The sequence below is a fragment of the Mycolicibacterium parafortuitum genome (assembly GCF_002086815.1).
In the GTDB taxonomy this organism is placed as follows: Bacteria; Actinomycetota; Actinomycetes; order Mycobacteriales; family Mycobacteriaceae; genus Mycobacterium; species Mycobacterium parafortuitum.
Map to the genome: position 1 here is coordinate 40,498 of NZ_MVID01000022.1, position 19,017 is coordinate 59,514.

Here is a 19,017-nt window from a genome sequence, read left to right on the forward strand (position 1 = left end):
TGGTGCAATCAGACTCAGTGACTCAGACCGTGAAGCCGGCGCTGGGGAACGCTGTCAGCATTGTTGCCGCGAGATAGCGTGCGGCGCTTCCCGCCACGAGGGGTTCACGGGCCACCAGCGGGTTGTTGGCCACGAACTTGCGGATGTGGTCGATGACGTCGACCACCTGCTGACCGGCCGACGGATTGACCGGCGAGGCGAAGCGGCTCAGCGGATGGCTGAAGCGACGGTCACCGTGCTGTGCGGTGACCTCACCCCAGAGGGTGCGGTGAAAGGTGATCAGGTCGAGTCGGGCCTGCCGCATGGTGCCCGCCATGGCGATTCCGTCGGCGACCACCGCGATCAGGTCTCCGCGGCCAAAGGTCGCGATGTGCTCACCGATGCTGAAGTCGACGGTGCCCGCCCGGACACGGCATAGCAGCACGCCCTGGGCGGCGTCCATCTCGTAATGAATGCCTGAGCTGATCTCGGCGTCGTCGAGGGTCATCGGGCCGACGCGGGTGCGCCAGATTCGGATCCAGGGATTCGCGGTCGCCTGTGTGTCCGGAAAGATTCGCATCGGACTGTAGGAACAGGCCAGGGCCGCGGCGGCGTCGTCAAGATCCGAGGTGTTGACGAGGTAGCGACCTGCTACATCCATGCGGCCTCGACGCACGCGACCTCGACCCGGGAGAACCGCACAGCGGCGCTCTGCCGCTCTGACTGGACCTGCACGGTGGCCCCGCTCCTCGTATTTGCACTCGCATCTAAATTGACGACGGCGTAATACTACGCAGACGTGCGTGTACGGAGGGGATTCTGGGGCCAACGATTTCCTGGTGCTTCAGGTTGCTTTCTGCGTCGTCCCGGGCAGGTCTCGCAATCTACAGAGATCAGTCAGCAGGTATTTCGTGCAGTGGTTACCGCGTGTTGATCAAGAAGCAGCAATGCCCGGGGCATCGGTGGCGGTGACCGTGGCCTCGCTGGCCTGCGTCTTGAAGCACAGGATGCTCGCGGTGAAGCTCACCAGGGCAACCGCACCGGCAAATGCGGCGATCAACGTTTCGGCCAGCCCCCAGCTCGCCAGGGCGAACGCCAGCGAGATGATCGCTGTGACGATGAGGAACAGCCCGGTCGTCGCCACGGTCTCGTTGAACGGATCGTCGGCGCTCGGCGCGATGTCGGCCCTGTCGGCCATGGTTTCCTCCTGGGCAAGCGGTGGTCAGGGACGTAGTTACCCTCTGGTAAATCCGCGAAACCTCGATCTCATTGTGTCGGTCTCATCGCGTCGCCCGGGTGACGACTCTCTCTGCGGGGAAGTGGAGTAGTCAGCGGGGAAGCGGGGGATCCGGTAGCCATGACGGATCTGAGGTATCTCGATCTCCACGGTGACCGCGTCGCATACCTCGACGTCGGTGCCGGCGATGAGACGTTGTTGCTGCTGCACGGCATGGCGGGCAGCTCCGACACCTGGCGCTCGGTGATACCGCAGTTGTCGAAGCGGTATCGGGTGATCGCACCGGACCTGCTCGGACACGGGCAATCGGCCAAGCCGCGGGGTGATTACTCCTTGGGAGCCTTCGCGGCGTGGCTGCGAGACCTGCTCGACGAATTGGGAGTCGCGTCGGTGACCATCGTCGGTCAATCTCTCGGTGGCGGGGTCGCGATGCAATTCGTCTACCAGCATCCCGACTATTGCCGTCGACTCGTGCTGATCAGCAGCGGCGGGCTCGGCCAGGATGTCGGATGGACGTTGCGACTGCTCTCGGCGCCCGGCTCCGAGCTGCTGCTGCCCGTCATCACGCTGCCGCCGCTGATCCGGGCAGGCGAAAAGCTCCGGTCGTGGTTCTCCGCGGCGAACGTCGGATCGCCGCGCGGGGCGGAGATGTGGAGTGCCTATTCGTCGCTCGCGGATTCGCAGACGCGCCAGGCGTTCCTGCGCACGCTGCGCTCGGTGGTGGACTACCGCGGGCAGGCGGTCAGTGCGCTCAACAAGCTGCACCTCACTTCGGAGTTGCCGCTGATGGTGATCTGGGGCAACCGGGACCGCATCATCCCCGTTGACCACGGTTTCGCTCTCGATCAGCACCGGCCCGGTTGCCGGATCGAAGTGCTCGACGGAGTGGGGCATTTCCCGCACGTCGAGACCCCCGATGTGGTCGTCGATCTTCTCGACGACTTCATCGCGATCACGGAACAACCGAGCCGGCGACGGCCCGAGACACCGATCAGTTGACCGGCGTCAGCGCCTTCTGACCGAGAATCCGTTGCGTTCGGCCAGCGACCGCAGCTGCTTGAGCGCGAACTGACGGTTGCGGCCGCCCTCGGGCAGCACGATTCCTGCCCACAGGCCCACAGCGCCCGGTGTCACACACGCTTCGCGTGCGCATTGCCAACGCCGAGGGCAGGCGCGACACAGCGCTTTGGCACCGTCGTCCGCGGTGGTGGTCCACCGGTCCGGATCACGGGTGCACGGCGCGGCCCACGGGTCCTCTTCGATCGATAGTGGATACATCGGACCCCCATTCCCTTCCGTTCGGCCACGATACGTTTGTATCGTAGGGACAATACATGTGTATTGTCGAACCGGATGGGGGCGCGATTGGGAAGGGTGTTGTCTACGGTGACGGGTGTGATACCTGAGTCAGCCCGGGTGGGGGTCGCGGTTCCGCGAAATTTCGAGCGGATCCGCGCGGCGGCCTTACACAGCTTCGGCGAGCACGGTGCGGCCGCGACCACGATGCGCGGGGTCGCCGCGGCGGCCGGTGTTTCTCTGGGATTGGTTCAGCATCATTTCGCGACCAAGGCGGGGCTGATCGAGGCGGTCGACGACTACGTGATGAAACTCGTGGTGTCGATGATGTCGCGGCCGCTGTCGGAGCCGCCGGTCGATTCCGTCGCCGAGATCGGCAACCGGATCACCACGATGTTTTCCGAGGAACCCGACGTCGTGGCGTACCTGGGTAGGGCGCTGGCCGACGGCAGCCCGATCGGCGCGAGAATCTTCGACACCCTGCTCGCCAGCGGCATCGCCCGCTGGCAACAGCGCATCGACCGCGGCGAGGTGCGCCCGGACATCGACGTCACCTGGGCCGCGATCAACGGGCTCGTGCTCGCGCTCGGCGCCATCAGCCTGCGGCCGCACCTCGACCGGCACCTCGCCCAGCCGTTCATGAGTCCGCAGCAACTCGAGCGTTGGCAGCGCGCCGTGGACGCCCTGTTGCGCGACGGACTGTTCCGCCACGACTGACCGATGCCGGGTCAGTCTGCGTCGTCGGCGACCCGTTTGCGATAGCTCGACGGGGTTTCGCCGCAGAACTGGGCGAACGCGCGGGTGAACGAGCTGACGCTGTCGAATCCGACCGCCGTGGCGGTCTCCTGCACCGATTGCGACGGCGCCGCAAGCAGCGCCATCGCGCGCAGCATCCGGGCATTCAGAAGGTATGTGCGCCAAGGTAATCCGAGAGAATCGGCGAACAGCCGGCGCAGCGTGCGCTCCGACACCGACACCGCGCGACTGACCTCCTCGCAGGTCACCGTGCCGAGGTGGTTCTTGGTGTAGTCCATCGCCGCGGCGACGATCGGGTTGTCCGAGGTCGGCAGGCTCAGCGGTGCCTCGTGGTCGAGCGCCTCGGTCACCAGCGCCGCCAACGTGCGGAAGAACCCGTCGGATGTCTCGTCGCCGCGCGCACGTTCGATGTGCCAGCGCAGGGCGTAGATCATCATCTCCCGGATCAGTGGCGACACCGCCAGGATCCGGGCCCGGTCGCCGGCGTCGGGGATCAGGGTGCGGTCGAACATCACCGCCACGGTTTTGACGTCGGGATTCATCACGGCCTGGTGTGCCAGGCCGGCCGGTATCCAGGCCGCCTGCTGCGGCGGCAGAAGGTAGTGGGCCGACCGGGTCTGCACCTCGACGACGCCGTGCAGCGCGTATTCGATCTGGTGTACGTCGTGCGAGTGCCAGCCGGTGATCAGCGCGTCGCCCTCGTAGAGATAGCTGCCGCCCAGTGCGTGTCCGCCTCGGCGTAGGTCGATCACCCGACTCGCGTGAACCTTGGCCGATTCGGACAAGATCCTGTCCGAAGACGCAGAGACGGTCATGTCGGGAGACGGTACTACTTGGATATGAGCGAAACCATGCGCCCTGACGACCTGATCTTGGTGAGCATCGACGACCACGTGGTGGAGCCACCGGACATGTTCCTGCGTCACGTGCCCGAGAAGTACAAGGACGAGGCACCCATCGTCGTCACCGATGAGAAGGGTGTCGACCAGTGGATGTACCAGGGCCGGCCGCAGGGTGTCAGCGGCCTCAACGCCGTGGTGTCCTGGCCCGCCGAGGAATGGGGCCGCGATCCGGCGGGTTTCGCCGAAATGCGCCCGGGCGTCTACGACGTGCACGAACGCGTCCGCGACATGAATCGCAACGGCATCCTGGCCTCGATGTGCTTCCCGACGTTCACCGGCTTCTCGGCACGCCACCTCAACATGACGCGCGAGGACGTGACGCTGGTGATGGTCTCGGCCTACAACGACTGGCACATCGACGAGTGGGCGGGCTCCTACCCGGACCGGTTCATCCCGATCGCGATCCTGCCGACGTGGACTCCCGAGGGGATGTGCAACGAGATCCGCCGGGTGGCGGCGAAGGGCTGCCGGGCGGTGACCATGCCCGAGCTTCCGCATCTGGAGGGACTGCCGAGCTACCACGACGACGACTACTGGGGCCCGGTGTTCCGCACGCTCTCGGAGGAGAACGTGGTGATGTGCCTGCACATCGGTACCGGTTTCGGCGCGATCAGCATGGCGCCCAACGCGCCGATCGACAACCTCATCATCCTGGCCACCCAGGTGTCGGCGATGTGCGCCCAGGATCTGTTGTGGGGTCCTGCGATGCGCAACTACCCGGATCTGAAGTTCGCGTTCTCCGAGGGGGGAATCGGTTGGATTCCTTTCTATTTGGATCGCAGCGACCGGCACTACACGAACCAGAAGTGGCTGCGCCGCGACTTCGGTGACAAGCTGCCCTCCGATGTGTTCCGCGAGCACTCCCTGGCCTGCTACGTCACCGACAAGACGTCTTTGAAGCTTCGGCACGAGATCGGCATCGACATCATCGCGTGGGAGTGCGACTACCCGCACTCGGACTGCTTCTGGCCCGACGCGCCCGAGCAGGTGCTCGCCGAACTCGACGCGGCGGGGGCGTCGGTGTCGGACATCAACAAGATCACGTGGGAGAACTCGTGCCGGTTCTTCGGCTGGGATCCGTTCAAGCTGACGTCCCGGGAACAAGCTACGGCAGGCGCCCTGCGCGCCAAGGCAACTGATGTCGACGTGTCGATCCGTCCGCGGGCGGAGTGGGCGCGGCTCTACAACGAGAAGCAGCTCGCGAAAGCCTAGTCCGCGCCTATGAGGCCGAGCAGCCGCCGCAGTGGCCCGCCGGGGCGCTGCGGCGGTGTGCGTCGGGCGTACGGCCACGGCTGATTGCGCTCCGGGATCGATTCGGCGCGAACATGTTTGAGTTGCGTACGCAGGTACGCGCGTAACTCGTCCAGTTCGGGGTCGGGCCAGCGGTTGAGTGCCTCGGCCGGATCGTCGGTCAGGTCGTAGAGTTCCCACTGATCGTCGAGTGGATCGCGCCGGTAGGTCGGCCCGCCGAGGCCGTCGGCGGCCAGGTGGCGAACTCCCGGCTCGGTCCACGTGCCGGGGTCATCGAACGAGCGCACCAGCTTCCACAGATGGCCGGCGCCGCCGGCGGCCGCGGCTCCGTCGACGCGGACCACCAGGCCCTCGAAGTTCGCGGCCGTGTGAGCGGGCACCCGAATCCGCAGCGGCGCAGGAACTCTGGAGACCAGGCCGAGTCGGCGTGCCAGACCCGAAGCGCCGGTGTCTCCTTCGAGCATGTTGTCCCGAGTCATCAGGTACACCGGGCGCACCTCGTCGGGGTCGGCGCCGTCGACGATCGGCATCAGGTCGCGGCCCGGCAACGGATGCACCTCGGTGAACGACTGCGACAGCTGCGCGGCGGTCGCGTCGGCATCGATGCCCGCCGCCGACAACAGGGTCGGGACGAGGTCGACGTGCGAGGTCGGTGCGGTCACGGTGCGCGCCTGCGACGGGTGACGCCCGACTCTGGCGATCACGAACGGAACCCGGGTGGCCTCGTCGTAGAGGTTGAACCACTTCTGGTGCAACCCGCCGTGGGCGCCGAGAAGGTCGCCGTGGTCCGCCGTCCGGACGAGGACGGTGTCGCGCGAACCCGCCTCCGCCGCGTCGGTCACCGCGCGGCGCACGCGGTCGATCGGACCGTCGACCTCGGCGTGCAGCCGGTAGTACAGGTCGCGGTAGCGCTGGGCGTTGCGCCGGTAGGTGTTCTCGATCGATCGGGCGGGACCGTATCCGGAGTAGTACGCCTCGCGGAATGCGATCTGGGCCGCCGGTTTGGTGGACAGGTCCTCGTCCGCGGTGGGCGCGGGCGGCACCGGGGGAGGGTCGAGGGGCGACGGCGAAACCGGGTTGCGACGCGCCCAGGCCGGAAACAGCACGATGTCATGGGGATTGACGAAGCTGGCGACCAGCAGGAACGGCCGGAGCGCGGCGGGATCTCCCGCGGCGCGGGCCCTGTAGCGGGCGGTCAGCCACGCCACGACACGGTCGGCGATCAGCCGATCACGGCGGATACCCGCGTTCGCCAGGCTGGCACCGTGCGGTTCGGGACCGACCCACCCGGAGAACCCGTACGGCGCCAACGGATCGGCGTCGAGGTAGCGGCGCACCGCGGCCTCGTCCACCACACCGTCGTCGTCGTTGGTCGCCAGTGCCTTCCCGGTGGCAGGGTCGGTGAGGTCGGCGTGGGAGATATGCCACTTGCCGTCGTAGTGGGTGTCGTATCCGGCGGCGCGGAACCAGTTCCCGAGTGTCGGGACCTCGCCGGGCCGCAGCCACCGCAGCCGCGAGTCGTCATACGATTTCCCGATGCCGTCGGTCTGGGTGACCCCGTGCAGATCGGGGTACTGGCCGGTGAAGATGGTCGGCCGGCTCGGCACGCAGGCCAGCGACCCGGTGTAATGGCGGGCGAAGCTGACCCCGTGTTCGTCGAACCATCTTCTGCCACCGAGTGTTTCCCGGCGCCACGCCAGAACTCGGTCGTCCTCGTAGGGCGGCGTCGCCCGTTCTTCGTCGGTCATCACGATGACGATGTCGGGTCGCTGGGCGGTCATGGCTGTCCTCCGAGTGCGCGGTCGAGCGAATGCAGCAGCGCGTCCGAGCGCCGCGCCATCAGTGCTGCGAGGGCACGTTCGGCAACGGACCGCAGCAGGCGGCGGTGCGTCGTCACGGTGCTCGTCAGCGTCACCGTCGTGGTGTCGTCGCGGTCCGGCCGCAGATCCCACCGGTTCGTCACGGCGAACCCGCGGGGCAGGCCCTCGATCTCGTAGGCGAGATGGCGGGGCGCATCGAACACGGTGATCGTCTCGACGATGGCGTCGCGGTCTGCCTGCACCCGGCGGGCCAGCCCCACCCCGCGCCCGGCCTTCTCGGCGTTGAGCAGGCAGGAATGATCGACGCCGTCGGCCCATCGGCTCAGCGATCCGAAGTCGGCCAGCACCGCCCAGATCGCCTCGGGGCCGGCGGCTATCCGCCGGGAACGACTGACGTCCGCCATGGGTACATCCAACTCTGTCCGCGCCGTGTTTGTCAGGTCACCCCGCCGAGGCGCCCGCGAGGACCATGCGGGTCAGCGACTCGGCGCGGTGCGGTGGGAACGCCCGTCCTTCCATCTGGATCGCGTGCACGATGCCGCCGACGATCGCATCGGCCGCGTCCTGGGCGGAAACGTCACCGAATCCCGCAGCGCGAAGCCGGTTCCGGACACTGTCGTGAAGCGGTGCGCTGAAGCCGGCACGCAGCCTCGCCTCGGTGTCGGGATGCTCCAAGCCGGCGATGGTCAGAATCCGCAGCATCGCGTTGCCCCGTGCCGTGGTCAGCGCGCCGGCCAGCGCGAGGGCCCACGCGCACATGTCGGCTTCGAGGTCCGAGGTGTTCTCGACGGGCCGCAGGATCTTGTCCGCGTCCTCAAGGATCACGTCGGCGACGAGGGCATGTCTGCTGGGCCACCAGCGGTAGATCGTCTGTTTGCCGACACCGGCACGGGCGGCGACCGCCTCGATGGTGAGCTTGTCGAAACCGCGTTCCATCAGCAGCTTGCGGGTGGCGCCGACGATCGCGACCCGGGACTTCTCGCTGCGCCGACGCGGCGCCTCCCCTCCGGCGGTCATCTGGACCGTCGGAGGGGAGCCTGTCGGCTTTACACGCTGACGCATCGCCCGTAGTGTGCCACAAGACGAGACGTTGCGTCTCGTCTGACCGGGTGGCGGAGGGCAAAACACAATGGCCGGAACCAAGCTGGTGATCGGCGCCAGCGGCTTCCTCGGCTCCCATGTCACCAAACAGCTCATCGCCCGGGGCGAGCGCGACGTCCGGGTGCTGATCCGGACCACCAGCTCCACCCGCGGCATCGACGGGCTGCCCGTCGACGTGCGTTACGGCGACATCTTCGACACCGAGGCGTTGCGCGCCGCGATGGACGGCTGCGACGTCGTCTACTACTGCGTGGTCGACGCGCGGCCGTGGCTGCGTGACCCGCGCCCGCTGTGGCGCACCAACGTCGACGGTCTGCGCAACGTGCTCGACGTCGCGTCCGACGCCGACCTGTACCGCTTCGTGTTCACCAGTTCGATCGGCACCATCGGGCTGCGCGTCGGAGGACTTGCCGACGAGGGCACCCAGCACAACTGGGCCGCCTCCGGCGGCGACTACATCCGGTCCAGGGTCGCGGCGGAGGAGTTGCTGATGCGCTACTGCGCCGAAAAGGCGCTGCCCGGGGTGGCGATGTGTGTCGCCAACACCTACGGGCCCGGCGATTTCCTGCCCACCCCGCACGGCGGGATGCTGGCCGCCGCGGTGCGCGGCAAGCTGCCGTTCTCCATCGAGGGTTACGACGCCGAGGTGGTCGGGGTCGAGGACGCGGCGCGCGCGCTGATCCTGGCCGGTGAGCGCGGCCGGACAGGGGAGCGCTACATCGTCAGCGAACGGTTCATGAGCACTCGGGAGATTCATGAAATCGGCTGTGCGGCAGTCGGTGTCGCCCCGCCCAAATATCGTGTTCCGATCCGGGCACTGTCCGCCGCCAGTCGGGTCAGCGCCGCTGTCGCGCGGTTACGCAAGAAGGACACCATGCTCACCCCGCTCAACATCCGGCTGATGCACATCATGACGCCGCTGGACCACTCCAAGGCGGTCCGTGAACTCGGCTGGGATCCGCAGCCGACGCCTGCCGCGATCGTCGCGGCCGCTCGCTTCTTCCGCGAGCGCAGGACCGAGGCATCCGGGGCGGCGCGATGACGATCGGACTGATGCCCGAACAGCAGCAACTCGCCGAGGCGGTCGCCCAGTTCGCGACGCGCCACGCGCCGGTCGACAAGACCCGCGGGTCTTTCGACGCGTTGGCCTCCGGTGAACTCCCGGTGTGGTGGGACGAGTTCGTCGCCAACGGGTTTCATGCCGTACACCTGCCCGAGGAGGTCGGCGGACAGGGCGGCACACTGATCGACGCGGCGTGTGTGCTGGAGGCGGCCGCGATCGCGCTGCTGCCCGGCCCGGTGCTGCAGACCGTGACCGCGAGCGCGATCGCCGCGCTGGCCGGTGACGTCCCACTGGTCCGCGACGTGCTGGGCCGGATCTGCGCCGGCGCGGCCGCCGCGGCGATCCTGCCTTCCGGCAACGGTTTCCGTGCAACCGCCGCCGAGGGCGGCTGGACGATCGACGGAACCTCACCCGTCACCCTCGGCGTCACCGCGGCCGAGGTGCTCATCGCCGCCGCGACGACGCAGGACGGCGGCACCACCTGGTTCGTCCTCGATCCGTCCCGGCCGGAATGCGCCGTCGAACGGCGCGAAGGCACCGACAAGACCGTGGACGCCGGGGTGGTGCGGTTGACCGGGTACCGGTGCGCCGCCGACACCGTGCTGAAGGACATCGACGACGGAGACGCCCGGGACGTGGCGGTGGCGCTGGCCGCGGCGACGGCCGCCGGGACGATGCGCTGGTGCGTGCAGGCGGTCACCGACCACCTGCGCACCCGCGAGCAGTTCGGCAAGCCCATCGGCACCTTCCAGGCGTTGCAGCACCAGGCCGCTCTGCTTCTGGTGCACAGCGAGTTGGCCGTATCGGCGGCCTGGGACGCCGTGCGGTCTTTGTTCGAGGACCGCGTGCAGCACCGGATCGCGGCCTCGGGTGCGGCGCTGATGGCCATCGCCCCCGCTCCGGATTTCGCGTTCGACGCGCTGATGATGTTCGGCGCGATCGGCTACACCTGGGAGCACGACCTGCACCTGTACTGGCGCAAGGCCACCAGCCTGGCCGCGTCGATCGGCCCCGCCGGTGCCTTCGCCGAGGCGCTGGGCGAGCTGACCCGCACCCGGACCCGCGACGTGTCGGTCAAACTCGGCGACCTCGACGCGGACTTCCGCGCGAAGGTCGCCGCCGTGCTCGACGAGGCGCGCACGCTGGTCAACGACACCCCGGGCCGTCAGGGTGACTATCCGAACCTCGCCACCGGCCCGCAACGCACCCTGCTCGCCGAGTCCGGATTGATCGCCCCGCACTGGCCCGAGCCCTGGGGTGTGGCGGCGACCCAGCTGCAGCAGCTGATCATCGACGAGGAGTTCGCCAAGCGGCCGGAGCTGGTGCGGCCGTCGCTGGGCATCTCGGAGTGGATCCTGCCCAGCCTGATCAGCTCGGCACCCCGCGAGCTCCAGGAACGGTTCATCCCAGCCACCCAGCGTGGCGACCTCGGCTGGTGCCAGCTGTTCAGCGAACCCGGTGCCGGGTCGGATCTGGCCGCACTGAGCACCCGCGCCACCAAAGTCGAGGGCGGCTGGCGGATCAACGGCCACAAGATCTGGACGTCCTCGGCGCATACCGCCGACTTCGGTGCGTTGCTGGCCCGCACCGACCCCGACGCCGCCAAGCATCGCGGGATCGGCTACTTCATCGTCGATATGCGCTCCGAAGGCATCGAGCTGCAGCCGATCCGGCAGGCCACCGGGGAGGCGCACTTCAACGAGGTGTTCCTGCGGGACGTCTTCGTCCCCGACGAGCTGCTCCTCGGCGGCCCGACCGACGGGTGGAACCTTGCCATCGCGACGATGGCCCAGGAGCGCGTCGCGATCAGCGGGTACGTGAACTTCGACCGCGCCGCCATCCTGCGCCGTCTCGCCGACGAGGACCGGCCGGACCACGGCCGCGTGCTGACCGCACTCGGCGAGGCCGACGCGTTCGCCAACGCCATCAAAGTGCTTGCGGTACGCGAAGTCCTACGGCTGCTCGACGGTCAGGCCGCCGGACCCGCGTCGAGCATCGCCAAGGTCGCGATGAACGTGATGCTGCGCCGCACGTTCAAGGCCGTTCTGGAGCTGGCGGCACCGGCAGGACTGGTCGAGGACTCGGATCCGGCGATCGTCGAACCCTACTTCCACCTGCCCGCCGAACTGATCGGTGGCGGCACCAAGGAGATCCAGCTCAACATCATCGCCCAGATGATCCTCGGGCTGCCCCGCAAGTGAAGGAGAACCGCATGGGATTGCGCGGTGAGGCCGCGATCGTCGGCTACGTCGAACTACCGCCGGAACGGCTGAACAAAGCCGCCCCCGCACCGTTCATCCTCGAACAGTGGGCGGAGCTGGCCGACGCCGCGATGACCGATGCCGGGTTGCCGGGGGAGTCGGTCGACGGCATCGTCACCACGCATCTCGGCGAGTCGGAGATCTTCGTCCCGTCGACCGTGACCGAATACCTCGGGGTGCGTGCGGGTTTCGCCGAACTGGTCGACCTCGGCGGTGCCAGTGCGGTCGGCATGGTGTGGCGGGCCGCCGCGGCGATCGAGCTGGGTATCTGCGATGTGGTGCTGTGCGCGATCCCGGCGCGGTATCTGACCCCGACGTCGGAGAAGAAGCCCAAACCCCTCATCGACGCGGTCTTCTTCGGCGCGTCGAGCAACCAGTTCGGTTCTCCCCAGGCGGAATTCGAGATTCCCTACGGCAACCTCGGGCAGAACGGCCCGTACGGCCAGGTCGCGCAACGCTATGCCTCCGTGTACGGCTACGACGAGCGGGCGATGGCCAAGATCGTGACCGACACCCGCTTCAACGCCAATCACACCGACGGAGCGGTGTGGAAGGACAAGCCGCTGACCATCGAGGACGTGCTCGCCAGCCCCGTCATCGCCGATCCGCTGCACATGCTGGAGATCGTGATGCCGTGTCTGGGCGGGGCCGCGGTCGTGGTCGCCAACGCCGAGATGGCGGCCAAGGCCAAGAACCGGCCGGTGTGGATCAAGGGGTTCGGCGAGCAGGTGCCGTTCAAAACCCCCACCTACGCCGAGGATCTGTTGCAGACACCGATCAAACGCGCGGCCGACACCGCGTTCTCGATGTCGGGTCTGACCCGCGACCAGATGGACATGGTGTCGATCTACGACTGCTACACCATCACCGTGCTGCTGAGCCTGGAGGACGCCGGGTTCTGCGAGAAGGGCAAGGGCATGGAGTTCGTCGCCGAGCACGACCTGACCTTCCGGGGCGACTTCCCGCTCAACACCGCCGGCGGCCAGCTCGGCTTCGGACAGGCCGGCAATGCAGGCGGTATGCACCACGTCTGTGACGCCACCCGCCAGATCATGGGACGGGCGGGCGCCGCGCAGGTCGGCCGGACGCGAGGAGGAAAAGGGGACCCCGACTGCCATCGGGCGTTCGTCTCGGGCAACGGCGGCATCCTTTCCGAGCAGACCACCCTCGTGCTGGAAGGGGACTGACGATGAGCATGCCCACCTTCGAACGGCCGATGCCGGTCAAGACCCCGACCACGGCGCCGTTCTGGGACGCACTGGCCGAACATCGCGTGGTGATCCAGTACTCGCCGTCGCTGCAGTCCTACGTGTTCTATCCGCGGGTCCGCGCGCCCAGGACGTTCGCCGACGATCTGGAATGGCGCGAGATCTCCGGTATGGGCACCCTGTACTCGTACACCGTCGCGCGGCGACCCGTCGGCCCGCACTTCGCCGACGCCGTCCCGCACCTGCTGGCGATCGTGGAATGGGATGAGGGGCCGCGCTTCTCGACCGAGCTGGTCGACGTCGAACCCGAGAACATCGAGATCGGTATGCGCGTCAAGCCGGTGTTCTGCGACTACCCCGAACACGACGTCACGATGCTGCGGTACGCCCCGGCGGATCGCTGAGCGAGGAGCCCGTCATGACCGAGGCAGACCGGCGCGAGATCGCCGACGTGCAGGTGCGCTACGCCACCGGCATCGACCGCCGCGACTGGCCGCTGTTCCGTACCGTGTTCACCGACGACTGCGAACTCGACTACGGCGAGATCGGCATCTGGAGGGGTGTGGACGCGGTCGTCGACTTCATGGTCACCACGCACGACATGATCGGACACTCGCTGCACCGCATCACCAATCAGGCCGCGACGGTGCACGGCGACACCGCGACCGCGCACGCCTATGTCGATGCGCTCGTCATGGCGCCAGGCAACACGTCCGGCGTCAACGCCGCCGGCTTCTACGACGACGAACTGGTCCGAACCGAGTCGGGATGGCGGATCGCCAAGCGGCGCTTCACGACTGTCGTCATCCGGACGGTCGTCTCGGGCTGATCGCGGCGACTATCCCTGCCGCCGGCCGGTGCGTGGTTCGATGACCCGCGCCGCGGCCTCCACGGCGGCTGCCCGGCGCCTGGCGATCGTGGCGGGATCATCGGTCTGCAGCTGAGGGTCGGGGGATGTCGCCCAGGACAATCCGATGGCGAACAGCATCACGAGCAGTTCCTCGGGCTTCCACGCGGCATCGACATGACCCCCCGCCTGCGCCGCGACGACCACCGCGGCTCCGGAGGTGGGGACCATGTCGGTATCGGGAGCGACGAGCTCGAGCCCTTCCAGGCGTGCCCAGGTGATCATCCGGAGATGTTCGGGATGTGCCAGGGCGAGGTCGTAGATTTCGCCGACGAACTCCGCCAACGCTTCTGGGCGCGGCACCACGGCGGTGAAGAAGTGTGCGGCGTCGGCGGCGACGACTTCGCGGAACAGCGTCTCCTTGTCGCCGAAGTGGGCGTAGAGGCGTTCCCGGCTCGCTCGGGACTCCTTGACGACGCGGTCGATCCGGGCGCCGGCGAGACCGTGCCGGGCGAACTCGGCCCGTGCGGCGGAAAGGATCTCGTTCCGCAGCTCTGCTCGTTTTCGCATCAGCGGGTCACGCGTGCGGTGTCGCGGCGTGGTGCCGGGCCAACGGGTTGAGGGCACGGTAGGGGTCGTCACGACGCACGCGCTGCAGGTCCTCGAGATCGGATTCCAGTTGCGTCTGGACCTTCTCCTTGAGCTCGCTGACCCAGGTGTCACGCGGGGTGCCGGTGGGCTCGGCGGAGGAGATCGGGGCGCCGAATCGCAGATACATGCGTTGCGGTTGCGGGATCAGGGTGGGGCCGATGCCGCGCACCAGGGGCATCGCCATGTCGGAGCGGCCGCCGAGGCGCTCACCGAGCCAGCTGCTCGCCCGGCCGTAGAGGCTGTCGCGGGTGGTGATGCTCGTGTAGACGTCGTCGCCGCCGACCAGGGCGGCGGTGACGATCGGGTAGCGGTGCTCGGCGGCGAGCCGGGCGAATCCATACCGGTTGTCCCAGCGGAGTTTGTACTCTTCGCCTTTGAACTTGCCGATCTCGCGGCCTCCGCCGGGGAACACCAGGATGGTGGCGTTCTCCCGCATCAGGGTCGCGGCGGACTCCGGGGAGCCCACGACGGCGCCGTAGGCCGCGATGAGATCGGCCTGCAGCCCGCGCATCTTTCCGAACTGCCGGTCGGCCAGCGGGCGCACCTGTGATCCGATGGCCTGCCGGACGCAGTAGGGGATCAGCACGATCTCGGCAGCCGACATCTGCGTGTGGTTGCCCACGATCAGGAAACGGCCGTCGGCGGGCAGGTGCTCCACCCCCTCCACATAGGGCTTGTACAGATTCATCACCGGCTCGAAGTGGTCGGCGACGGTGGTCAGCGCTGTGCGCCAGAGCCGTTCGCCGAGCGATCGGTCTGCGGAGTCCGGGATCGGGGTGGATGGCATGTGCGGGGGTCGTCCTTTCGGAGGGTGGGTGGTCGATCCGGCGATCGACGCTGACCCGTGCGCTCCGGTCTTCCTCCAGCATACCGACCAGACGAACTGTTCTGTCTGTCTCGCTGATCACGGGGCAGGCGGGCCGGTACCTCGAGCAGCCCCGCGGTGGTGCAGCTAGTTGGGCAGCGATTTCTGCAGCGGCCGGCGCGCGGTCTCCCGCATGGTCAGCACGGTCAGGAAGCTGACGATCGCCGCCGCGATCACGTAGTACGCCGGGGCGATGTCGTTGCCGGTGCGCGACACCAGCCAGGTCGCGACATACGGTGCGGTGCCGCCGAAGACGGCCACCGAGAGGTTGTAGCCGATCGAGTATCCGCTGGAACGGACCCGGGTCGCGAACAGTTCGGCGCCAGCGGCCAACGACGCACTCACAAAGACCGCCTCGATGGCGGCGAGCGCGGCGTGGGCGGCGATCGCCGCCGTCAGCGACCCGATGTTGAGGAGCAGGAACAGCGGGTAGGCGAACACGGCGAATGCGAGAGATCCGGCGATCAGCAACGGTTTGCGCCCCACTCGGTCGGACAGCGCGCCCAGCGGCGGAATGAGAACGATTCCGACCAGGCTGGCGACGGTGATGGACCAGAACGCGTCGGTTTTGGTGAACTCCAGTGTCTCGGTGAAATAGCTTGGCAGGAACGTGTATATGACGTAGAAGCCCACGTTGTGGATCACGACGAGTCCGATGATCTGCAGGATCGGGCGCCACGAGGTGGTGACCGCCTCCCGCAGCGGCGACTCCGATACTTCGCCGGATTCGCGCAGCGACTGGAACTCCGGGGTGTCGCCGAGCTTGAGGCGGATGTAGAGGCCGACGACGCCGAGCAGGCCGGCGATCATGAACGGGATGCGCCAGCCGTAGGAGTTCATCGCATCCTCGGACAACCACGTCTCCAGAGCGGTCACGGTGACAGCGCCCGTCAGGAATCCGACGACGACGGACCAGACCAGGAACGAGACCACGAATCCCCGGTGCCGGTCGGGTGCATACTCGGCGAGGAAGCAGGCGCCGCTGCCGTATTCGCCGCCCGCGGAGAACCCCTGCAGGCAGCGCAGCACCAGCAACAGCACCGGGGCCAGCACGCCGATCGAGTCGTAGCTGGGGACCAGCCCGATCGCCAGGGTGGATGCCGACATCACCAGGATCACGATCGCCAGCACACGCTGGCGGCCGATCCGGTCGCCGAGTGGCCCGAAAAAGAACCCGCCCAGCGGACGCATGAAGAACGCCGCCGCGAAGACGGCGAAAGTGCTGAGCAGAGCCGCGGTTTCGTCGCCGGAGGGGAAGAACTTGTCCGCGATGTAGGTGGCCAGGAAGCCGTAGATCGCGAAGTCGAACCATTCGACGGTGTTGCCGATCGCCGCGCCGCGCACGGCTTGGCGAACGGCTTTGGGATCGGCTGCCGCGGGGGAGCGGCTGTCCTGATCGACGGTCATCGGTGTCCCTCCGGCGTCTCGGTGATGTGGTCCCGCACGGCACTGTCGTAGTGCGCGTGCGGCCGATCGGTGATGAACATGTGGCCTGGCGCATGGAAGATCGCCAGCGGTGGGGCGGCGTTCAGAGCGACGACCTGCGGTGTCACGCCGCACGCCCAGAACACCGGCACCTCGTCGGGGGCGATGCGCACCGGATCTCCGAAGTCCGGTACGCCGAGATCGTCGATGCCGAGGTCCGCGGGGTCGCCGATGTGCACCGGAGCGCCGTGCATCGCCGGGAAGCGGCCGGTGATCTCTACCGCGCGGGGCACGTGGTGGGCCGGCAACGGACGCATCGAGACGACCATGGGTCCATGGAACGCCCCGGCGGGGACACACTCCCGGTCGGTCACGTACATCGGAACGTTCACGCCCTGCCTCTGGTGGGCGATCGGCAGACCTGCCGCCGCGAGCGCCCATTCGAAGGTGAACGAGCATCCCAGCAGGAACCCGACGAGGTGCTCGTCCCAGTACGGCGAGATGTCGGCGGGTTCGTCGGTGCACATACCGTCGCGCAGCACACGATAGCGGGGGAGATCGGTCCGCAGATCAGCATCGGACGCCACCGCCGCCGGGTGCGGTGACCCGGTGTCGGTCACCTCCAGCAACGGGCACGCCTGCGGGTTGCGCACGCAGAACCGCAGGAAATCCAGGGCGTGGGTGTGTGGGAGCACGACCAGATTGGCCTGCGCGAACCCGGGGGCCAGACCGCTGGTGGGGCCGGTGTGCCGGCCCGCGCGGATCGCCGCGCGGGCGGTGGCCGCGCGGTCAGCGGACGGTGCCTTCACGGCACGCATACGCGTGCATTCCCCGTCGCCGCCCGGAACTAACGTGTGCGGGCGCTGAAGATGTCGGTGGGCGCGGTGCGTCCGCGCAGCGTGGTCTGACCGGCCGCGGCCCACCGCTGCTGCTCGTCGGCGCCGGCCCGGTCGCGGGCGGGCCCCGTGCACAGCACCCGAGCGTCGAACTCCTTGGCGTGGTCGGCAAGTCGGGCGGCCTCGTTCACCGCGTCGCCGACCACGGTGTACTCGTAGCGGTTCTCGGCGCCGATGTTGCCCGCGAACACGGGCCCCACCGAGACGCCGATTCCGAAATCGACCGGCAGCGTGCGCAGTTCCGCGGCTAATGCGCGTGCGGTACCCATCGCCGCGGTCGCCGGGTCGTCGATGCGTAGCGGTGCGCCGAACACCGCCAGCACCGCATCGCCCTGGAACTTGTTGATCAGACCGTGGTTCCGGTCGACCTCGGCGACCACGATCCGGAAGAAGTCGTTGAGGATCACGGCCACCTCGTGAGGCTCGCGGTCGACGGCCAGCCGGGTCGAGCCGACGAGATCGATGAACAGGACTGCCACGTCGCGTTCGTCACCGGCGGACAGGTCGTCGTGGTCGTCGGCGAGTTCGACGGCGCGGCGCGCGACCTGTTCACCGACGTGTCTTCCGAACAGATCCCGTAGCCGGTCCCGCTCCCGCAGCCCGGCCACCATCCGGTTGAAACCGCTTTGCAGCCGCCCGATCTCGGACCACTCGTAGACCTCGATGGTGCGGTCGATCTTGCCCTTCTCGACGTCGGCCATCGCCGAGACGACCTCGTCGAGGGGGTCGGATATCGAGATGGACACCAGGATCATCGCGCGCAGGCCGAGCACGACGGCGACCAGTGCGAGCACCAGCAGGGCGAGCTCGATCGGGGTGGATTCGTCGAGCAGCCACTGTCGTGAGCGCAGGATCAGCAGCACCGCGATCGCCGAGCCGGGCAGCGCGGTGCAGACCATCCACATGATGAGCAGGCGGGCCCGCACTCCCGGCGCCGGCAGACGTCCCGCGTCGCTGGGCACCGCGGCAAGCATCGGGCGCAGGGTGCGCAGCGTGAACAGGAATCCGGTGCACACGGTCGCGATCGCGCCGAACAGTAGCGCGGTGGTGAGCACGACGAACACTGACGCAGCCGCGTCGCGGTTCAACGGCACCAACACCGCCGCGGTCAGCAGCCACGGAGCCAGCGTGATCGCGGCCTGCCTGCGCATCGTCTTGGCGGCGGTCCGTATCTCGTCAGGGGTCGGCCGCCGTCCGGCTTTGAGCCAGCGCAGCGACGGCCGCAGGATCAGCACGGCACCCACGGCCACCGTCGTGGCACCGATCAGCGTGACGATCACCGAGGTCACGACATTGCCGACGGTGATGACGCTGCTGCCGGTCAGCGCGACGACGATCGCGACGACCTCGCCGACGGTGAGGAGATAAGCCGACGTCAGGCCTGCGGCATACCTGGTCAGCAGGCGGCGTGGCCTCACACGGCCGAAGGTATCAGCCGGCCGCGACGAGCGGCTGATAC

General features: G+C 68.0%; 20 protein-coding genes. 8 read left to right on the plus strand and 12 right to left on the minus strand.

The annotated features are described in order from the left end of the window. Positions 1–22: 22 nt before the first annotated feature. Positions 23–640, minus strand: coding sequence for a hypothetical protein (locus BST38_RS20840; protein ID WP_083145384.1), 618 nt, complete (start codon positions 638–640; stop codon positions 23–25). A gap of 273 nt (positions 641–913) precedes the next feature. After that, positions 914–1,177 carry a hypothetical protein gene (locus BST38_RS20845; RefSeq protein ID WP_083145385.1) on the minus strand — a complete coding sequence of 88 codons (264 nt, stop codon included), beginning with the start codon at positions 1,175–1,177 and terminating at the stop codon, positions 914–916. A 159-nt stretch (positions 1,178–1,336) separates the two neighbouring features. Here BST38_RS20845 and BST38_RS20850 point away from each other — a divergent pair, with 159 nt between their 5' ends. Further along, positions 1,337–2,215, plus strand: coding sequence for an alpha/beta fold hydrolase (locus BST38_RS20850; RefSeq protein ID WP_083145386.1), 879 nt, complete (start codon positions 1,337–1,339; stop codon positions 2,213–2,215). 6 nt (positions 2,216–2,221) lie between these two features. Here BST38_RS20850 and BST38_RS20855 read toward each other — a convergent pair whose 3' ends face one another. Continuing rightward, a complete protein-coding gene (locus tag BST38_RS20855) occupies positions 2,222–2,494 on the minus strand; it encodes a WhiB family transcriptional regulator (protein WP_083145387.1) in 273 nt (90 codons plus the stop codon). A 117-nt stretch (positions 2,495–2,611) separates the two neighbouring features. Between BST38_RS20855 and BST38_RS20860 the strand changes: the two genes are divergently transcribed. After that, complete coding sequence (locus BST38_RS20860; RefSeq protein WP_237160862.1) at positions 2,612–3,229, plus strand: TetR/AcrR family transcriptional regulator; 618 nt, start codon at positions 2,612–2,614, stop codon at positions 3,227–3,229. An 11-nt stretch (positions 3,230–3,240) separates the two neighbouring features. On the opposite strand, the gene BST38_RS20865 is transcribed toward BST38_RS20860, so the two are convergent. Next, on the minus strand, positions 3,241–4,083 hold the full coding sequence (locus BST38_RS20865) for an AraC family transcriptional regulator (RefSeq protein ID WP_083145389.1): 843 nt from the start codon (positions 4,081–4,083) through the stop codon (positions 3,241–3,243). 36 nt (positions 4,084–4,119) lie between these two features. On the opposite strand from BST38_RS20865, the gene BST38_RS20870 reads away from it, so the two are divergent. Beyond that, positions 4,120–5,382 (plus strand): amidohydrolase family protein, encoded by a 1,263-nt coding sequence (locus BST38_RS20870; protein WP_083145452.1) that lies wholly within the window; start codon positions 4,120–4,122, stop codon positions 5,380–5,382. On the opposite strand, the gene BST38_RS20875 is transcribed toward BST38_RS20870, so the two are convergent. From BST38_RS20875 to BST38_RS20885, 3 genes are read right to left on the minus strand one after another with little or no spacing between them, the layout of a single operon-like run. Then, positions 5,379–7,202, minus strand: coding sequence for a sulfatase-like hydrolase/transferase (locus BST38_RS20875; RefSeq protein WP_083145390.1), 1,824 nt, complete (start codon positions 7,200–7,202; stop codon positions 5,379–5,381). The two genes, BST38_RS20870 and BST38_RS20875, sit on opposite strands and share 4 nt — an antisense overlap. Next, the gene (locus BST38_RS20880) at positions 7,199–7,645 is read right to left on the minus strand and encodes an SRPBCC family protein (protein WP_083145391.1); all 447 of its coding nucleotides are present in this window, start codon (positions 7,643–7,645) and stop codon (positions 7,199–7,201) included. Before BST38_RS20880 ends, BST38_RS20875 begins: the two co-directional genes overlap by 4 nt. A gap of 37 nt (positions 7,646–7,682) precedes the next feature. After that, positions 7,683–8,258, minus strand: coding sequence for a TetR/AcrR family transcriptional regulator (locus BST38_RS20885; protein ID WP_083145392.1), 576 nt, complete (start codon positions 8,256–8,258; stop codon positions 7,683–7,685). Positions 8,259–8,370: 112 nt separating this feature from the next. Between BST38_RS20885 and BST38_RS20890 the strand changes: the two genes are divergently transcribed. From BST38_RS20890 to BST38_RS20910, 5 genes are read left to right on the plus strand one after another with little or no spacing between them, the layout of a single operon-like run. Next, positions 8,371–9,384 carry an NAD-dependent epimerase/dehydratase family protein gene (locus tag BST38_RS20890; RefSeq protein WP_083145393.1) on the plus strand — a complete coding sequence of 338 codons (1,014 nt, stop codon included), beginning with the start codon at positions 8,371–8,373 and terminating at the stop codon, positions 9,382–9,384. Further along, positions 9,381–11,606, plus strand: coding sequence for an acyl-CoA dehydrogenase family protein (locus tag BST38_RS20895; RefSeq protein ID WP_083145394.1), 2,226 nt, complete (start codon positions 9,381–9,383; stop codon positions 11,604–11,606). The genes BST38_RS20890 and BST38_RS20895 overlap by 4 nt, the downstream gene beginning before the upstream one ends. Positions 11,607–11,617: 11 nt before the next feature. After that, positions 11,618–12,853 carry a thiolase family protein gene (locus BST38_RS20900; protein ID WP_083145453.1) on the plus strand — a complete coding sequence of 412 codons (1,236 nt, stop codon included), beginning with the start codon at positions 11,618–11,620 and terminating at the stop codon, positions 12,851–12,853. An 8-nt stretch (positions 12,854–12,861) separates the two neighbouring features. Then, on the plus strand, positions 12,862–13,278 hold the full coding sequence (locus BST38_RS20905) for a Zn-ribbon domain-containing OB-fold protein (RefSeq protein ID WP_083145454.1): 417 nt from the start codon (positions 12,862–12,864) through the stop codon (positions 13,276–13,278). Positions 13,279–13,292: 14 nt separating this feature from the next. Next, positions 13,293–13,703 carry a nuclear transport factor 2 family protein gene (locus tag BST38_RS20910; RefSeq protein WP_083145395.1) on the plus strand — a complete coding sequence of 137 codons (411 nt, stop codon included), beginning with the start codon at positions 13,293–13,295 and terminating at the stop codon, positions 13,701–13,703. A 9-nt stretch (positions 13,704–13,712) separates the two neighbouring features. On the opposite strand, the gene BST38_RS20915 is transcribed toward BST38_RS20910, so the two are convergent. From BST38_RS20915 to BST38_RS20935, 5 genes are all read right to left on the minus strand, one after another. Next, entirely contained in the window at positions 13,713–14,291 is a 579-nt protein-coding gene (locus tag BST38_RS20915) for a TetR/AcrR family transcriptional regulator (protein ID WP_083145396.1), read from the minus strand. A 7-nt stretch (positions 14,292–14,298) separates the two neighbouring features. Continuing rightward, positions 14,299–15,159 carry a lysophospholipid acyltransferase family protein gene (locus tag BST38_RS20920; RefSeq protein ID WP_083145397.1) on the minus strand — a complete coding sequence of 287 codons (861 nt, stop codon included), beginning with the start codon at positions 15,157–15,159 and terminating at the stop codon, positions 14,299–14,301. Positions 15,160–15,324: 165 nt separating this feature from the next. Then, positions 15,325–16,644, minus strand: a complete 1,320-nt coding sequence (locus BST38_RS20925; RefSeq protein WP_083145398.1) for an MFS transporter — start codon at positions 16,642–16,644, stop codon at positions 15,325–15,327. Then, entirely contained in the window at positions 16,641–17,480 is an 840-nt protein-coding gene (locus BST38_RS20930) for a putative hydro-lyase (RefSeq protein WP_083145399.1), read from the minus strand. Before BST38_RS20930 ends, BST38_RS20925 begins: the two co-directional genes overlap by 4 nt. 29 nt (positions 17,481–17,509) lie before the next feature. Then, on the minus strand, positions 17,510–18,976 hold the full coding sequence (locus BST38_RS20935) for an adenylate/guanylate cyclase domain-containing protein (RefSeq protein WP_083145400.1): 1,467 nt from the start codon (positions 18,974–18,976) through the stop codon (positions 17,510–17,512). Between the last annotated feature and the right edge of the window lie 41 nt (positions 18,977–19,017).

Excerpts from the sequence above, each read along its gene's own strand:
- BST38_RS20840 (WP_083145384.1), bottom strand. The coding sequence starts at position 640 with ATGGATGTAGCAGGTCGCTACCTCGTCAACACCTCGGATCTTGACGAC.
- BST38_RS20845 (WP_083145385.1), bottom strand. The coding sequence starts at position 1,177 with ATGGCCGACAGGGCCGACATCGCGCCGAGCGCCGACGATCCGTTCAAC.
- BST38_RS20850 (WP_083145386.1), top strand. The coding sequence starts at position 1,337 with ATGACGGATCTGAGGTATCTCGATCTCCACGGTGACCGCGTCGCATAC.
- BST38_RS20855 (WP_083145387.1), bottom strand. The coding sequence starts at position 2,494 with ATGTATCCACTATCGATCGAAGAGGACCCGTGGGCCGCGCCGTGCACC.
- BST38_RS20865 (WP_083145389.1), bottom strand. The coding sequence starts at position 4,083 with ATGACCGTCTCTGCGTCTTCGGACAGGATCTTGTCCGAATCGGCCAAG.
- BST38_RS20870 (WP_083145452.1), top strand. The coding sequence starts at position 4,120 with ATGCGCCCTGACGACCTGATCTTGGTGAGCATCGACGACCACGTGGTG.
- BST38_RS20875 (WP_083145390.1), bottom strand. The coding sequence starts at position 7,202 with ATGACCGCCCAGCGACCCGACATCGTCATCGTGATGACCGACGAAGAA.
- BST38_RS20880 (WP_083145391.1), bottom strand. The coding sequence starts at position 7,645 with ATGGCGGACGTCAGTCGTTCCCGGCGGATAGCCGCCGGCCCCGAGGCG.
- BST38_RS20885 (WP_083145392.1), bottom strand. The coding sequence starts at position 8,258 with ATGACCGCCGGAGGGGAGGCGCCGCGTCGGCGCAGCGAGAAGTCCCGG.
- BST38_RS20890 (WP_083145393.1), top strand. The coding sequence starts at position 8,371 with ATGGCCGGAACCAAGCTGGTGATCGGCGCCAGCGGCTTCCTCGGCTCC.
- BST38_RS20895 (WP_083145394.1), top strand. The coding sequence starts at position 9,381 with ATGACGATCGGACTGATGCCCGAACAGCAGCAACTCGCCGAGGCGGTC.
- BST38_RS20900 (WP_083145453.1), top strand. The coding sequence starts at position 11,618 with ATGGGATTGCGCGGTGAGGCCGCGATCGTCGGCTACGTCGAACTACCG.
- BST38_RS20905 (WP_083145454.1), top strand. The coding sequence starts at position 12,862 with ATGCCCACCTTCGAACGGCCGATGCCGGTCAAGACCCCGACCACGGCG.
- BST38_RS20910 (WP_083145395.1), top strand. The coding sequence starts at position 13,293 with ATGACCGAGGCAGACCGGCGCGAGATCGCCGACGTGCAGGTGCGCTAC.
- BST38_RS20915 (WP_083145396.1), bottom strand. The coding sequence starts at position 14,291 with ATGCGAAAACGAGCAGAGCTGCGGAACGAGATCCTTTCCGCCGCACGG.
- BST38_RS20920 (WP_083145397.1), bottom strand. The coding sequence starts at position 15,159 with ATGCCATCCACCCCGATCCCGGACTCCGCAGACCGATCGCTCGGCGAA.
- BST38_RS20925 (WP_083145398.1), bottom strand. The coding sequence starts at position 16,644 with ATGACCGTCGATCAGGACAGCCGCTCCCCCGCGGCAGCCGATCCCAAA.
- BST38_RS20930 (WP_083145399.1), bottom strand. The coding sequence starts at position 17,480 with ATGCGTGCCGTGAAGGCACCGTCCGCTGACCGCGCGGCCACCGCCCGC.